At 62.7% G+C, this 15,100-nt stretch carries 12 protein-coding genes and 3 pseudogenes; 5 read left to right on the top strand and 10 right to left on the bottom strand.

All coding sequences use genetic code 11. The features are described from left to right. Nucleotides 1–13 precede the first annotated feature (13 nt). The 3 genes from KBY85_RS00065 to KBY85_RS00055 all read left to right on the top strand — a co-directional run bounded on the left by KBY85_RS00065 (nt 14) and on the right by KBY85_RS00055 (nt 3,398). Nucleotides 14–1,642, top strand: coding sequence for a ferredoxin:protochlorophyllide reductase (ATP-dependent) subunit B (locus KBY85_RS00065; protein WP_254959575.1), 1,629 nt, complete (start codon nt 14–16; stop codon nt 1,640–1,642). A gap of 146 nt (nt 1,643–1,788) precedes the next feature. Beyond that, complete coding sequence (gene bchL, locus KBY85_RS00060) at nt 1,789–2,688, top strand: ferredoxin:protochlorophyllide reductase (ATP-dependent) iron-sulfur ATP-binding protein (protein ID WP_254959574.1); 900 nt, start codon at nt 1,789–1,791, stop codon at nt 2,686–2,688. Then, nucleotides 2,688–3,398, top strand: coding sequence for a potassium channel family protein (locus tag KBY85_RS00055; RefSeq protein WP_254959573.1), 711 nt, complete (start codon nt 2,688–2,690; stop codon nt 3,396–3,398). The genes bchL and KBY85_RS00055 overlap by 1 nt, the downstream gene beginning before the upstream one ends. On the opposite strand, the gene KBY85_RS00050 is transcribed toward KBY85_RS00055, so the two are convergent. The 8 genes and pseudogenes from KBY85_RS00050 to pyrC form a co-directional block, all read right to left on the bottom strand. Continuing rightward, nucleotides 3,370–6,504, bottom strand: coding sequence for an efflux RND transporter permease subunit (locus tag KBY85_RS00050; protein ID WP_254959572.1), 3,135 nt, complete (start codon nt 6,502–6,504; stop codon nt 3,370–3,372). The genes KBY85_RS00055 and KBY85_RS00050 overlap by 29 nt on opposite strands. A gap of 40 nt (nt 6,505–6,544) precedes the next feature. After that, entirely contained in the window at nt 6,545–6,760 is a 216-nt protein-coding gene (locus KBY85_RS00045; protein ID WP_094561403.1) for a DUF3136 domain-containing protein, read from the bottom strand. 39 nt (nt 6,761–6,799) lie between these two features. Continuing rightward, the gene (locus KBY85_RS00040) at nt 6,800–8,161 is read right to left on the bottom strand and encodes a cation:proton antiporter (RefSeq protein WP_254930624.1); all 1,362 of its coding nucleotides are present in this window, start codon (nt 8,159–8,161) and stop codon (nt 6,800–6,802) included. Next, on the bottom strand, nt 8,158–9,651 hold the full coding sequence (locus KBY85_RS00035) for a bifunctional orotidine-5'-phosphate decarboxylase/orotate phosphoribosyltransferase (RefSeq protein WP_254959570.1): 1,494 nt from the start codon (nt 9,649–9,651) through the stop codon (nt 8,158–8,160). Before KBY85_RS00035 ends, KBY85_RS00040 begins: the two co-directional genes overlap by 4 nt. Nucleotides 9,652–9,677: 26 nt before the next feature. Next, nucleotides 9,678–9,944, bottom strand: a pseudogene (locus KBY85_RS15910) (acetate kinase); the annotation flags it as partial. Between the two features lie 83 nt (nt 9,945–10,027). Then, nucleotides 10,028–10,072 (bottom strand): annotated as a pseudogene (locus tag KBY85_RS15905) (hypothetical protein); the annotation flags it as partial. A gap of 70 nt (nt 10,073–10,142) precedes the next feature. Next, a pseudogene (locus KBY85_RS15900) lies at nt 10,143–10,730 on the bottom strand (acetate kinase); the annotation flags it as partial. A 131-nt stretch (nt 10,731–10,861) separates the two neighbouring features. Continuing rightward, nucleotides 10,862–11,920, bottom strand: coding sequence for a dihydroorotase (gene pyrC, locus KBY85_RS00025; protein WP_254930622.1), 1,059 nt, complete (start codon nt 11,918–11,920; stop codon nt 10,862–10,864). Between the two features lie 141 nt (nt 11,921–12,061). Here pyrC and KBY85_RS00020 point away from each other — a divergent pair, with 141 nt between their 5' ends. Then, nucleotides 12,062–12,286: a DUF3136 domain-containing protein gene (locus tag KBY85_RS00020; protein ID WP_254930621.1), complete on the top strand. Its 225-nt coding sequence runs from the start codon at nt 12,062–12,064 to the stop codon at nt 12,284–12,286. Between the two features lie 100 nt (nt 12,287–12,386). After that, the gene (locus KBY85_RS00015) at nt 12,387–13,619 is read left to right on the top strand and encodes an FAD/NAD(P)-binding oxidoreductase (RefSeq protein ID WP_254959569.1); all 1,233 of its coding nucleotides are present in this window, start codon (nt 12,387–12,389) and stop codon (nt 13,617–13,619) included. Here KBY85_RS00015 and KBY85_RS00010 read toward each other — a convergent pair. Both KBY85_RS00010 and KBY85_RS00005 read right to left on the bottom strand, forming a co-directional pair. Beyond that, the gene (locus KBY85_RS00010) at nt 13,616–14,635 is read right to left on the bottom strand and encodes an AraC family transcriptional regulator (protein ID WP_254959568.1); all 1,020 of its coding nucleotides are present in this window, start codon (nt 14,633–14,635) and stop codon (nt 13,616–13,618) included. The genes KBY85_RS00015 and KBY85_RS00010 overlap by 4 nt on opposite strands. An 89-nt stretch (nt 14,636–14,724) precedes the next feature. Continuing rightward, the gene (locus tag KBY85_RS00005; protein ID WP_254959567.1) at nt 14,725–14,943 is read right to left on the bottom strand and encodes a hypothetical protein; all 219 of its coding nucleotides are present in this window, start codon (nt 14,941–14,943) and stop codon (nt 14,725–14,727) included. Nucleotides 14,944–15,100: the final 157 nt, after the last annotated feature.

Raw genomic sequence — 15,100 nt, 5'->3', positions numbered from 1 at the left:
CCATTAATCAGTCATGGAACTCACCCTCTGGACCTACGAAGGCCCCCCCCACGTGGGTGCCATGCGCATAGCCGCCTCGATGGAAGGGGTGCACTATGTGCTGCACGCTCCCCAGGGCGACACCTATGCCGATCTGCTGTTCACGATGATTGAGCGGCGCGACCGGCGCCCGCCCGTTACCTACACCACCTTCCAGGCCCGCGACCTGGGTGGCGACACCGCCGAGCTGGTGAAGCGTTCGATCGCTGCAGCCGTGGAGCGCTTCCAGCCCGAGGCGCTGCTGGTGGGCGAGAGCTGCACGGCCGAACTTATCCAGGACCAGCCTGGCTCCCTGGCGGCGACCATGGACCTGGGCGGCATCCCGGTGGTGAGCCTGGACCTGCCGGCCTACTCCAAAAAGGAGAACTGGGGCGGCGCTGAAACCCTCTATCAACTGGTGCGAGGCCTGCTCAAGGCCCAGGTGCCCCCGCCCGGCGAGCCCAAGCCCGATCCGACTCGCTGGCGTGCCGAGGGCCGGCGGCCCCGGGTGAATCTGCTGGGACCAAGCCTGCTGGGTTTCCGCTGCCGCGACGATGTGCGCGAGATCAGCCAGTTGCTGGCTGGCTACGGCATTGATGTGGAGGTGGTGGCGCCCTTGGGGGCCCGTCCGGCCGACCTCATGCGTATCCCCACGGCTGATGCCAATGTGAGCCTCTATCCCGAGCTGGCGGGCCCGGTATGCAGCTGGCTGGAGCGCAGCTTCGGCATGCAGACGGTGAAGACGGTGCCGATCGGTATCGGCGCTACGGCAGCCTTTTTGCGCGAGCTGCACGGGGTGCTGGGTTTGGAGCTGCCCGCTGAGCTTGAAAGCGCAGCCGATGGCACCTGCGCCGCTGAACGGCGCTCGCGGCTGCCTTGGTATTCGCGCTCGGTGGATTCCACCTACCTCACCGGTAAGCGGGTGTTCATTTTTGGCGATGCCACCCACGCCATCGCTGCAGCCCGCATTGCTAGCCGCGAGCTTGGCTTCAAGGTGGTTGGCCTGGGGAGCTACAGCCGCGAGCAGGCAAGGGAGGTGCGGGCGGCCGCCCAGGAGCTGGGGCTGGAGGCGTTGATCTCAGACGACTACCTGGCCGTGGAGGCGGCGATGGCGGAGGCGGCTCCGGAGCTGGTGCTGGGCACCCAGATGGAGCGCCACAGCGCCAAGCGCCTCGGCATCCCCTGTGCCGTGATCAGCTCACCGCTGCACGTTCAGGATGTGCCAGCGCGCACCTCGCCCCAAATGGGCTGGGAGGGGGCAAACGTGATCTTCGACAGCTGGGTGCACCCGCTGATGATGGGTCTGGAGGAGCACCTGATCGGCATGTTCCGCCACGATTTTGAATTCGTGGATGGACACCTCAGCCACCTAGAGGGTGCCAGTGCCCCCGCCAAGCACCCCACTCCCACTGCCACGGCTACTGCTACTGCCACTGCGCCAGCCAGCATTCCCGGCGATGGGGTGGTCGTTTGGAGCCCGGATGGTGAAGCTGAGCTGGCCAAGATCCCCTTCTTTGTGCGGGGCAAGGTGCGTAAAAACACGGAGGCCTACGCCCGCGAGCAGGGCCTAGCTCTGATCGACAGCGAAGCCCTTTATGAGGCCAAGGCCTATTTCGCTCCATGATGGGTTGGATGGCGATAGCAGGCCCGCGCTGCGGGGGTGACCCTGACGCTCCTTCACTGATTCCAAAAGCCCAAGTCTAAGTCTTACGGTCCTCAATTATTTAGCTAAGAGTTTCAGTTCCGATCTTTCCTGTTTCCCCAACTCCAATGACCACAACACTCAATCCTCCAGCCACTTCCAAGCCCGATGGAGAGGGCAGCGTGCAGGTACACCTTGATCCCACCATGGCTATCGAGGAGGGTGCCTTGGTGCTGGCGGTTTATGGCAAAGGTGGGATCGGTAAATCCACTACCTCTTCCAACCTTTCGGCGGCCTTCTCGAAGCTGGGTAAGCGGGTGCTGCAGATCGGTTGCGATCCCAAACACGACAGCACTTTCACCCTTACCAAGAGGATGGTGCCCACCGTGATCGATATTCTCGAAACGGTTGATTTTCATACTGAAGAATTGCGGCCCGAAGACTTTGTGTTTGAGGGTTATAACGGCGTGATGTGTGTGGAGTCTGGTGGTCCGCCGGCGGGTACTGGTTGCGGTGGCTATGTCACAGGTCAGACGGTGAAATTGCTCAAGGAGCACCATCTGCTCGAAGAAACCGATGTGGTGATCTTTGATGTGTTGGGAGATGTGGTGTGTGGTGGCTTTGCTGCACCGCTTCAGCACGCCCACTACTGCCTGATCGTTACAGCCAATGATTTCGATTCGATCTTCGCGATGAATCGGATCATGCAGGCCATCAATGCCAAGGCCAAGAATTACAAGGTGCGTCTCGGTGGTGTGATTGCCAACCGCTCTGAGGAGACAGACGAAATCGACAAGTTCAATGCCCGTACGGGTCTGCGCACCATGGCCCATTTCAAGACCGTGGACGCGATTCGTAAATCCCGTCTCAAGAAGTGCACCATCTTCGAGATGGAAAGCACACCGGAAGTGGATGCGGTGCAGGAGGAATACCTCAAGCTGGCCCGCCGGATGCTCGATGACGTCGAGCCCTTGGAGGCCGAATCCCTCAAGGATCGCGAGATTTTCGACCTGCTCGGCTTCGATTGATGGATGGGGGATCTACCCCACGCCAGCAGAGCTACGGCCATCTGCTGAGCATCTGCCTGCTGTTGCTGGTCACTTTCACCCTGCCCGAGCCATGGAATAACTTTTCCTCGCTGGGCTATCTGCTCTTGGCTCTGGTGATGATCCGGGGCCTGGGCAATCCCACCGGCAGCCTGCAGTTCGGCACCGTGCCGCGCCGGCTGTTCAAGGGGCTAGGTGTGGCGGCCATTGCAGTGGGCGTGCTCTGGTATGTCACCCCGCTCGAACTGCGTAGCACCGGCATCCCAGTGATTGCCCTCTGGGCCCTGTTCAGTGGTTGGAGTGCCATTCGCCTGATCCGGGGCCTGGCCCAGGAGCGGCGCGTGTCGGATGTGGTGTTGCGGGGCGCGCTGGCGGGCTACCTGATGTTGGGGTTGGCGGCCGGCTTGCTCTGTTGTGCACTGGAGACCATCGATCCGGCCAGCTTTAGCAACGTAAACCTGTCGGCGCAGGATCTGGGCCATAGCAGCCCGGTGTGGGGCCTCAATTTCGTGCGACTCAATTACTTCGCCTTTGTGAGTCTCACCACGATGGGCTATGGCGATGTGATTCCCGAGAGCCCCCAGGCCCAGATGGTGAGCGTGGCCATCGCCATAGCGGGCACGTTTTATGTGGCCGCAGTGATGGGGGTGTTGATCAGCCGCCTTACGGTGCAGGAAAGCCAGCAGCCTTAGGGTTGCCCCGCTCCCAGCCCTTGATGATGCGATACATCACGGGAACAACAAACAGGCCCAGGAAGGTAGACACCAGCAACCCAAAGAACACCACCGTGCCGATGCTTACCCTGCCGCCTGAGCCGAAGCCATTGGCGAAGAGTAGGGGTATGCCTCCTGCAAGGGCGGCGAGGGCGGTGAGCAGGATCGGCCGCAGGCGGGCGATCGCCGCTCCGCGGATCGCCGTGTCTAGATCCAGGCCTTCGGCCATGCGCTGGTTGGCGAATTCCACTATCAGGATGGCGTTCTTGGCGGTAAGGCTCACCAGCATCAGCAGGCCCATCTGGCCGTACACGTCCAGGGGCAGGCCCCGCAGCAACAGGCCGACGACCGCTCCCAACATGGCCAGAGGCACGGTCACCAGAATGATGAAGGGGTCGGCGAAGTTTTCGTAGAGGGCTGCTAGCACCAGCACCATCACCAGGATTGCCAAGGCAAACACCCGAATGTTGCCGCCACCGGCGCGCGACTCTTCCCGAGCCAGGCCGGCCCATTCCAATTCTGTGCTGCCGCCGAGCTGCCGCTGCACTTCCATCAGGCTGGCCATGGCTTGGCCACTGCTCACGCCAGGGCGGGGCAGGGCCCGGATGCTGATCGAACGCACCAGCCGGGTGTGGTTGATTGAGGTTGGGCCAGTGTTTTGTTCGATCCGCACCAATTGGGCCAGGGGGATCAGCTGGCCATCGCGGTTTTTCACCTGCAGAGCGAGCACGTCATCGGCGCTGCGGCGCGAGGCGCCGTCAAGCTGCACGATTACCTTGCGCACCTGGTCGCTCTCAAAGCTGTCATTGACGTAGTCACTGCCGAAGCTGGCTCCGAGGGTGTCGACCACGGTGCTGAGATCCACCCCGAGCGAGGCCATCTGCAGCCGATCTGGCACCAGCTGCACCAGGGGTGCACCGGCGGTGAAGCGGGTTGAAACCCGTTCAAAGCGATTGGTGGCTTGGGCGGCGCGGATGAAGGACTGGGCTTGCTGCTCGAAGTCAGAGAGGCTGAGTTGACCGTTGCTGTTGTCCAGCAGTTCAAGCTCGAGCCCCCCTTCTGAACTGAAACCCCGCACGGAGGGTGCCTCGCTGAGCTGCACCACTGCACCGGTAATTCGGCGGCGCAACTCGCCCTTGAGTCGCTCTCCCACGGCCCGTGTAGCTGCCTCGGGGCTGCGGCGCTGCTCGATTGGCGCCAGGCGCAGGTAGAAGATGCCCTTGTTGGGGCTGCTATCGCCAAAGGAGCGCCCCGCATAGAAATTGGCGCGGGTGATCAGGGGTTCTTCAGCCACCACCTGGCGCACCTGCTCCAGCACCCGTTGGGTCTGCTGCAGCCCCAGGCCATCGGCCAAGATCACTACCCCCCGCAGCTGACCGTTGTCTTCCTGGGGGATGAAGGCTTTGGGCAGGGCTTGCAGGGCCAATCCCGTGATCAGTAGGCCGCCCAGTAGCAGGGAAACCACCAGCCGTCGCCGCTCCATAGTCCAGGCCAGCCAGCGCCCGTAGGGCACCTCCAGCCCCTCGAGCCAGCGCCGCGGCGGGTCTATCCATCGCAGCAACCAGGCCGGTTCGCGTTGCTGGGGGTTTAGTAGTCGGCTGCTGGCCACCGGCGTGAAGCTCAGGGCATTGAGGGTGGAGAAGGCGATGGCGCCGCTGATCGTGATTGCGATCGGGGCGTACAGCCGGCCCAAGCTGCCCCCCAGGCCAATCACCGGGATGAACACCACCACCAGGGCTATAGAGGTGGACACCACGGCCCCGCCGAGCTCGGCCATGGCTTCGCGGGCGGCCTGCAGGGGTGGCTTGCCAGCCTCCAGGCGGCGGCCAATGTCCTCGCTCACCACGATGGCGTCGTCCACCACCAGCCCAGAGGCCAGCACCAAGCCAAACAGGGTGAGGGTATTTAGCGATTGGCCGGCAAGCTTCAGCACGCTCAACGAGCCGATCAAGGCCACTGGCACTGCGGCAGCGGTGATCAGAGCCAGGCGGCTGTTGCCAAGGCCAAAAAGAAGCACCAAGAACACCAGCAACACCGCATCGCGCAGGCTGTCGAGGGTGCCCTGGATGCTGCCGCGCACAAAGTCGGCCTCATCAACAATCAGCTGCTGATCGACCCCCGGCGGAAATTGGGGTGCGAGCTCATCTAGGGCTGCATTCACCGCTTTACTCACGGTGATGGCGTTGCTGCCGTCGCGCTGGTAGATCACTACGGCTACCGCTGGCCTGCCCTGCAGGTTGGTGGCGATCGTGTCGTAGCTCTCGCTGCCCAGGCTCACCCGGCCCACATCCCTCAGCAGGGTGACGCCGCCATTAGCGCTGCGGGCCACCACCAGCTGTTCAAATTCCGCTGGACTGCGCAGGCGCCCTTCCATGCGCAGCGGCAGGGTGAGCTCCTGGCCGCTGGGGCTGGGGGCTTCGCCCGTTTGGCCCAAGGCAGCCAGCACGTTTTGCTGCTGCAGGGCCGCACGCACATCGGTAATTGTGAGGCCTCGCTCCTCGAGTTGGGCCGGGTTTAGCCAGAGCCTGAAGGCCAGGCTGTTGCCACCTGAAAGGGTGACGTTGCCCACTCCAGGCACCCGCTGCAGCCTCTCTTTCACCACCTGATCGAGCCAACCGCTCAAAAAGGTTTCGCCATAGAGCTTGGGATCAGCACTGAAGCTCAGCACCATCAGCAGGTCGTCGGAGCTGCGCCGCACCTGCACCCCGAAGCGCGCCACCGGTGCCGGCAGCTGGCGGGTTATCACCGCCACTTCGTTCTGGGTGTTGATCTGGTTGAGCTCGGGGTCGCCGCCCTCGAATCCCAGGGTGATGGAGCTGCCGTTGGCTGAGCTGGTGGAGCGGATGCTGTCTAGCCGCTCGAGGCCGTTTAGCTGTTGTTCCAGCAGGGCGGTGACCCCCTGCTCCACCACCTCTGGGCCGGCGCCTGGGTAGGTGGCCCGCACCGTGACTCGGCCGGGAGCAATCGGTGGCAGGTTTTCCACCTGCAGCAGCGGTAAACACACCAGCCCTATCAACAGAACCAGCAGGCTCACCACCAGGGTGAGCACGGGCCGGCGCAGAAAGGGATCTGAGATCGATTTCATGGGAGCCTTTGCGTTGCGCTGCTCGGGCCGGGATGAATGATCAGCCGAGATCGCGCTTCAGCACAACGCATAGATAGTCAGGTGCTTTATAGCGACTAGGCAGGCAGATATGAAGTTGCTCCAAGCGGCTCCAGCAGACGGTGCGTTGAATGGCGGCTACGGTTTTTCCTTCCTTTAGGAGCAGCCTCAGGGCCTTGCAATAAAGCGAATAATTGGCTTCGAGTTCCCCGATGGTGAGTCCCTGACTGCTGCTCATCGCACGGGTGGGCGTCCAAGAGTTGCAAAGACGCACTTATTACCCTACGGCTTCAGGTGGCGCCGAGATCAGGTTGAGCCGCCGGCAGAGCCGCGGCAGGGTGAGGCCTTGGGCTAGCAGGTTGATCAGCACTACAACGAACACGATGCTTTGGGCGTTGTGGGCTAGAGCAACGACGGAGCCTGGGTCGACACCACGTAGGTGACTGATCTGATCGACCGCGTTGTAAGAGAGGGCCAAAGGCACTGCCCCCCTTAGGCCACACCAAGACACCAACACGCTGTCCTTCCAGCGGAAGGGGGAGAGGGGTTGGAACACCAAAACGCTTATTGGTCGCACCACCAGCATCAACACCGCGGCGGTTATCAAGCCAACAGGCAGGGCGGGAAGCAGGCTGCTTGGATTCACTAGTAGACCAAATATTAAAAAGATACAAATCTCGGCCATGGTATTGAAGGGCAGCAGCACCTCCTGAATCGATTCATGGTTGATATCGGCTTGGCGGTAGATCATGTTGGTCATCATCACTCCAGTGATGTACACCGAAATCAATCCGGATCCGCCTAGAAAGTAGCTGCAGCCATAGTCCACAAAGGCAATAGACATGGCCACAATCAGTAGCTGGGATCTGTCGTGGGCCAGCTCATTGATCACGAATTTGGCCACATAGCCAAACAGTGCCCCTATGACTAGGCCGCCGCCTACCTGTTGCACGAAGCTGCGCAGGCCGTTGAGCATCACCCCAACAGGTGCTGCTTGCTCGAGGCTGGCGCCGGCGCTGGAGGTGCTGAACAGCCCCACGATCAAGCCGAATAGCAGCAGGGCCGTTGGGTCATTGACCGAGGATTCGAATTCGAGCAGGTGCTTGAGCCGTTCTGGCACCAGGTGCCGCACCGAACTCAGCACGTTGATGGTGGCTCCGGCATCGGTGGAGCCCAGGCAGGCGGCAATCAGCAGGGCAGCCCCCAGGGGCATGGCGTCGCTGAGTCCTGGCGCTAGTTGGTTTCCACCAGCGGAAGAAAGCAGCCAGATCAGGGCGGCCAGCAGACCCGTGGCAATCGCCACCCCCCCTACCGCCAGGGCCAGGCCATATTCCAAAAAGCCTCGAATGGTTTTGATATCCGTTTTCAGCCCCGCATAAAAAAGCAGCAGGGCTAGCGCGAATACATGAAGGCTTTCGGCCTGTTCATGGGTGACGTTGAGGCTTTGGATGTTGATCGCTAGGCCCAGCAGCAGCACCCCGAGAATCGCCGGGATCCCGATCTGGACCGAGAACCGGCTGATCGCCAACGTGCCTATAAACAGCAGGCCGATGAACAGCAGCTGGCCCTCCAAGGGCACCCCATTAAGACCTGGTGCCTGAGCAAAGAGGGGTGCCTGGGCAAAGAAGTGTGCGATCACGACCGGACTGAGTCGTCGTGACTCGATCCGAGGCTCGCGGCCTGGGCTTCGCTGAGGCGGCCGGCCCCCTGCAGCACAGCGGTGATCTGGGCGATGTCCAGTACTGAATGGCAGCTGTAGCCCGCCGCCGCCAGCCGCTCCCGGGCGCGGCGGTCATGGTCGCCGCCATGGTCGATGAACACCACCACGTCCTGCACCGTCAGGCCCGAGCTCTCCAGCTTGCCGATGCCCTCCAGGACGCTGCCGCCTGTGATCAAGATGTCGTCTACCACCACCACTCGGTCGCCCTCCTCAAAGTCGCCCTCGATCAGGCGCCGGGCGCCATGGGCCTTCACCTCCTTGCGGGGATAGATCAGCGGCTTGTGCAGTTGCAGTGAAAGCCCAGTGGCGGTGGGCAGGGAGCCGTAGGGGATGCCGGCGATGCGGTCAAATTCGAGGCCCTGCAGCTTGCCGGCATAGGCGTGGAGCACTCGGTGGAACAGGTTTGGGTCGGAGATGATCTGGCGCAGATCGACGTAGTAGTTGAAGACCGCACCCGAGGCTTGTACGTAATCGCCGAATAGCAGGCAGCCGATGTCGAACAGATCAACAATCAGGCTCTCGAGCGGGTCGGCGCTTGGTTGCTTCTCAGGTAGCCAGAGGGCACAGGTATCTGGGTTGCCCTTGTCGTGATTTTCCAGCCACTGTTGCCGCTTGGCCGTGATCTGCTGTTTGAGCGCCTCGGCTCGACTGGCCATGTCGTCCTCTACCAGCAGGTTTTGAGGTAAGGGCAGCAGCAGCCCATCGGCGGCGGCCCCCAGGCCGGCCTGCAGCATGGCGTCGAGCTTTTCCTCTTCCCCCCAGAGGCTGCGCAGGATCAAGAAGCGCTCCGGTGCTGCGGCCCGCACCCGCGCCAGGATTTGCGGATCACTGGTTCCCACCTCCAGCAACAGCTGGTCGGGGGTGGCCCACAGCTGGGTCTCGCGCACAATCTGCAGGTATAGGGGTGTCTCCTCATTTGGGTAGTGCTGGATCTGGCGCGCCGCCTGGTTTGAGCTGTGGCAGGTCATCACCACGGCCTTGTCTGGATAGAGCAGGAAGGGGGCTGCGATGTCCTGGCCAGCCAAGGGGGAGAGGGTCACCGCATCGGCGCCCAGATCTTTGAACAGGTAGTGGGCCAGGGCCGAGGAGGAGTTGAGATCGCCGTGTTTGGCGTCGATGATCAGGGGGAGATCGCGGGGCACCAGGTCGCGCACCTCCAGCAGCAGCTCCAGTCCCACCGGCCCAAGGGCCTGATAAAAACCAAGGCTGGGCTTGTAGGCGCACACATGGGGCGCTGTGGCCTCGATCACCGCCTTGATCCAGTGGCGGGCCTGGCTGAGGAAGGAGCGGCCCGCCAGGCCCCGCCGCGCTGCCCAGCTCTGCAGCATCTCCGGGTTGGGATCAAGCCCGGTCACCAGCAGCGACTGGCGGTCGGCGATGGCGTCGGTGAGTTTGACGAAGAAGCCCATCGCCCGCAGGCTGTTAGGGCTCGTTGTTAAGCCAGCCGTTGGCCTGTCCGCCGGCTGGTGACACAGCTCTTTGCAATCAGCCGCACCATCAACCCTTCCTCATCGGCGGCCACCCGCAGCCAGCGCAGCCCCGGCAACCAGGCCAGGGCCTGCTCCAGTTCCGTGGCGAGGGCGTCGTCGTGTTCGCCGATGCCGCCGCTGAGAGCGATGGCCTCCACTCCACCCAGGCTGGCTGCCATGGCCCCAATCCCTTGCAGTAGCCGGTGGCGGAACACCGCGATTGCCAGCTGGGCGCCGCGGTGCCCCCGCCAGCCTGGAGGCGCAGCTCCCGCATGTCTCCGCTGAGCTCGGACAGCCCCAGCAGGCCGCTCTGGCGGTTAAGGCCCGTATCCAGTTCGGAGACGCCAATTCCCTGGCGCATTAGGTGCAGCAGCAGCCCTGGATCGACGCTGCCGCTGCGGCTGGCCCTGGGGATCGATTTCGATCGCGCAGAGGGAGCAGCCGGCGCCGAGCTGGCAGCTGATCAGGCGGCGGATGTCTGGATCTCGGGCCGCGACCGTTTCGCCCACGTGCTGGTGGTTGAGGCCGTGGAAGCCAAAGCGGCGCAGGCCCTGCTGGCGCCAGGTTGCCGGGATGGCGTAGGTGGAGGCGGCTTCGCTGAGACTGGCGTGGAAGGCGGTGTCGAAGCAGGCCCATTGCTGGATGGCGCTGCCCTCCAGATGACCCTGCAGCTGGTCTTGCAGCCAGTTGATGGCCTCCAGCGCTGGGCCGTTGTGCAGTGGGGCCAGGGGCACCAGGTTTGCTAGCTCCGCCAGCACCTGCGGGCTTAGCAGGGTGGGAGCGCTGAAGTGGGCACCACCGTGCACGATCCGGTGAATTACAAGCTGGGGTAGGGGCTCAAGGGCAGCGAGCAGGGGGGAGAGCCACTGCTCCAGCAGTTCAACCAGTTGCTGGCTGCCCGAATCGGCCTGGGAAAGCCCCCAGCTGCGCTGCTCTTGCCAGAGCCGTCGGCCGCTCGAATCGCAGAGGGCCAGCTTGACGCTGGAGCTGCCCGTGTTCACCACCAGGGCGTGGGTCATGCGATCGGGTGCAGGCCTGTATTGGCCATAGCGTTGCAAATGTTGCCTTAACACTGCCGGCAGCTGCTCGGCCTTCAGTTCTTCCTGGGCACCATCTTCGGCGCCAACAAAGCCTCTCTAAAGCCGGATTCTCAGTGCAGCAACAATCGCCAGGGTAGGGTTTCGCCGGCATGGAAGGGCACCAGTTCGACAGCGGTGCCGGCCGCATCATTGAGGTGGAGGCGGCTGGGCACCTCCAACGGCTGCCGCTCCAGGGTGACCTTGGCCTCGTTGAGCGGTAGCCCGTAAAACCGTGGCCCAAACTCTGAGGCGAAGGCTTCGAGCCTCTCCAGGGCGTTCTCCTGCTCAAACACCGCCGCGTAGCTTTCAAGCGCAAATGGGGCATTGAAAATGCCAGCGCAGCCGCAGGCCGCTTCCTTAGCTGTGCGGGCGTGGGGTGCGGAATCGGTGCCCAGGAAAAACTTCGGGTTGCCGGAGGTGGCGGCGCCCCGCAGGGCGATGCGGTGCAGTTCCCGCTTGGCCACCGGCAGGCAGTAGAAGTCGGGCCGCAGGCCGCCGGCAAACATGGCGTTGCGGTTGATGTGCAGGTGGTGGGGCGTGATCGTGGCCGCCAGGTTGGCCGGGCCGCTGCGCACAAAATCAACCGCATCACTGGTGGTGATGTGCTCGAGTACCACTTTCAGGCCGGGGTGGCGCCGCAGTAGGGGCTCTAGGTGGCGCTCGATGAATACCGCCTCCCGATCAAAAATGTCGATATCGGCGCTAGTGACTTCGCCGTGGATCAGCAGGGGCATGCCGATGCGCTCAAGGGCGTCGAGCACGGGCGTTATCGCCTCGATTGAGCTGACCCCGGCGGCGGAATTGGTGGTGGCATTTGCCGGGTAGAGCTTGCAGGCCACCCAGGCCCCAGCGTTGAAGCCCCGTTCGATCTCGCCGGGATCGATGGCATCGGTGAGGTAGGCCGTCAACAGTGGTTCGAAGCGACTGCCGTCGGGCAAGGCTTCGCGGATGCGGCGGCGATAGGCCTCGGCTGCCGCCGCCGTGGTTACCGGCGGGTTCAGATTTGGCATCACGATCGCCCGGGCGAACTGGCGGGCCGTAGCCAGGGCGACGGCCTGGAGCATGGAGCCATCGCGCAGATGCACATGCCAGTCATCGGGTTGACGCAGGCTCAGCTGCTGGCTTGGCATGGCATGGCGCGGGATCGGGATCGGTTGGGGGCGGAACTGGTAAGGATTCGTGTCTTCACGGCATTGTTGCCGCGGGCACACAGTCCTCTGTTTAGCGTTGTATTTAGCTCGTCGGCGGGCTTCCTTCCGAACTTTCCCAGCATGACCGTTGCCCCCAAACCCACGATCGGAGCATTGGAAGCTGGTTACTCCGGCTGCTGCAAGGCCCTGCGGCTACTGATCCGGGAAGGGCGCAGCTTGGAGGCGATCAAGCGCACCGTGGCCTGGGACCGACTCAGCCTGCTCCACTCCTGCCTACCCACCCGCTACAAGGCACCCGACTATCTCTACGCCCTACTCAAACGGGAGGTGACCGAAGCGGTGTGAATCCTTAGCAGTGTGAATCTTTCGGGCTTGTCCATTTGACGCTTCCCGTCTAAAGCGGGAGGAATGGCATCCAGCCGCTGCTCCACCAGCGGCCCTTTTTATGGCCCATCATCAAATTTTGATTGTCGGCGGCGGCGCCGCCGGCATCACCGCCGCCGCCCAGCTGAAACGGGCCCGTCCGGCCCTTGCGGTGACGATTCTCGAGCCCTCCAGCGATCACTACTACCAACCGGGCTGGACCCTGGTGGGTGCAGGTGTGTTCAGCCTTGAGGAGACTCGCCGCGCTGAAGCCGATCTCATCCCAGCGGGGGTGACCTGGATCCGCGATGCGGTGGCTGGTTTTGATCCGGATCGCAACCTGGTGAGCACGGCCAGCGGCCAGAGCCTCAGCTACGACGTGCTGGTGGTGGCCACCGGCCTGCAGCTCTGCTGGGACAAGATCAAGGGTCTGCCCGAGGCCCTTGGCCAGGGCGGGGTGTGCAGCAACTACAGCCAGCACCACGCCACCTACACCTGGGACACGCTCCAGGCCTTCAAGGGCGGCCAGGGGGCGGCTGGCAATGCCGTGTTTACTTGTGCGCCGATGCCGATCAAGTGTCCGGGGGCGCCCCAGAAGATCGCCTATCTGGCTGCCGATGTTGTTGCCAAGAAGCGACTGGCGGCAAAGGTGATCTATGCCACCGCCACCCCTGGCATCTTCGGGGTGCCCGTATATGCCGCACCGCTGCGGGAGGTGGTGAAGCGCAAGGGTATTGATGCCCGCTACAACCACGTGCTTACGGAGGTACGTCCCCAGAGCCGGGAGGCGGTGTTCAAGGTGAGTGAGGGCGAAACCAGCCGCGAAGAAGTGATCGGTTACGGGATGCTGCACGTGACGCCGCCGATGGCTGCCCCCCAGGTGGTGGCCGATAGCCCGCTGGCAGCGGCGAGCGGCTTCGTCGAGGTCGACAAGTTCAGCCTGCAGCACACCCGCTACGCCAACGTGTTTTCGCTCGGCGATGTCAGTGGCATGCCGAACTCCAAGACGGCCGCGGCGGTGCGGGGCCAGGCGCCGGTGCTGGTGGCCAACTTGCTTGCCCTGCTTGATGGCCAGCCCTTAATGGCGGCCTACGACGGTTACAGCTGCTGCCCCCTGATTACCGGCTATGGCAAGGCGATCATGGCTGAGTTCAACTATGAGCAGCAGCCGGTCCCCTCCTTCCCGCTCGACCCCACTAAGGAGCGCTGGAGCATGTGGTGGATCAAGCGCAAGCTGTTGCCTGGGCTTTATTGGAATCGCATGCTCACCGGTGCCCAGCACGAGCGGCGTTTTATCCCCGGACTGAAGGGCTAGCCGTGTAGGCGCCGCCCTTCACGCAACATCTCTGAGGGGCGAATGCCATAGGTGTTGTGGAAGTCGCGGCTGAAGGCGGAGAGGTTGCTAAAGCCCAGTTTTGAGGAGATGCCGGCCACGCTGTCGCTCGGCGAGGGGTTGAGCAGGTGCTGCCGGGCCAGGCCAAGGCGCTCGCGGCGGACCCATTGGATTGGTCCGCAACCGAAGCGTTGGCTGAAGGCGAGCTGCAGGTTGCGCCTCGAATAGCCGCTGCGCTGCTCCAGCTGCGTGAGGTTGATTGGTGATTGCAGATTGGCTCCAATCCATTCCAGCAATTCTTCGAAGATCAGCTCCCTGGAGAGCCCCTCGCCATGCCCGCTACCCCGCTGCTCGAGTTGGGGGCAGAGGGCCAGGGCCAGGATGCGATAAATGAGATCGTCGAGCTGCAGCACCTCCAGATCGCCACGGGCTTGCAGCTCCGGCGCATCTAGCAGGGCAAAGGCCCGACGCAAGGTGAGCAGCAATTTGGCCTGCCGCTCCTCGGTCGTTGAGAGCACCTGGGGACGCTGTAGATCGGGGGCAAAGCGCCGACCGGAGAGCCCCATGCCGCCGATGGCAGCGGCCGTGTTCTGCAATCGCTGTAGATCTACGTGCAGTACCAGTCCGTTGTAGTGCCCACTTGCGTAGGTGTAAGAGAAGCCTGGGTTGAAATAGAGGGGTGCTTCAGCGTGAATTTGGAAGGTGTTCCCGTCCACTCCGTAGGAAGATTCCCCCTGATAGCAGATGTTGATTGCGCCTACGCCGGGATTATCACCGATGCAGCCATGGATAGGGCTTGTATATCCACAGGTGAGGGTGAGGTCTCCCGCTACGGCAGTGCTGGCCCGGTGCCGAAACGGGTTGAGCAAGGGGTTGCGAGGGGCAAAATCCTGGAGAGGAAAGTGCTGGGCCAGCTTGGTCGCCAGGGCCTGGGGATCTAAATCCACCACCGCTTGCTGGTCGTGGAACACCAGGGGGAACTGGGAGACAGGATCCAAGCCAAACCAAATCGATGCTCACACCCTATGGAAAGCCGGCTGCAGCGCAAGTAGCTGGGAAGCAGTACTAATGATTAGTGATTTAGGGCTCAGCCCTGCTCCGGGAGATTGAGCAGGGTGTCCTTGCTTTCCTTGAGATCCTTCCAGATGCGGCGGATTTCGTCGTAGGCCTGCTCCTGACTCATTTTGCCATTGCTTTGCAGGCCCACCACTAGCCCGACCCTCTCGGCAAATGATTCGAGGTTTTGGTGGAACATCAAACGCTCGGGAGTCCAATCGGAGCCCCGGTAGGCGGAATGGGGTTCCAAAGGCGAGCTAATGCCGTTGGCTATACCTTTCGGATCGGATGGGGTGGGCCGGGGCCCTGCACTGGACACTTGAAAATCTTGAACTCCGGTTAATTTACAAGGGGTTGGATTAAGGAGTGTTGAAGGGCGCTTCGGTGTCGTCAGGAGCACATGCGGC

The organism is Cyanobium sp. BA5m-10, assembly GCF_024346255.1.
Classification (GTDB): domain Bacteria; phylum Cyanobacteriota; class Cyanobacteriia; order PCC-6307; family Cyanobiaceae; genus Cyanobium_A; species Cyanobium_A usitatum.
Note: the sequence above shows the minus strand (reverse complement) of the source record. Positions and strands in the feature narration are given on the sequence as shown.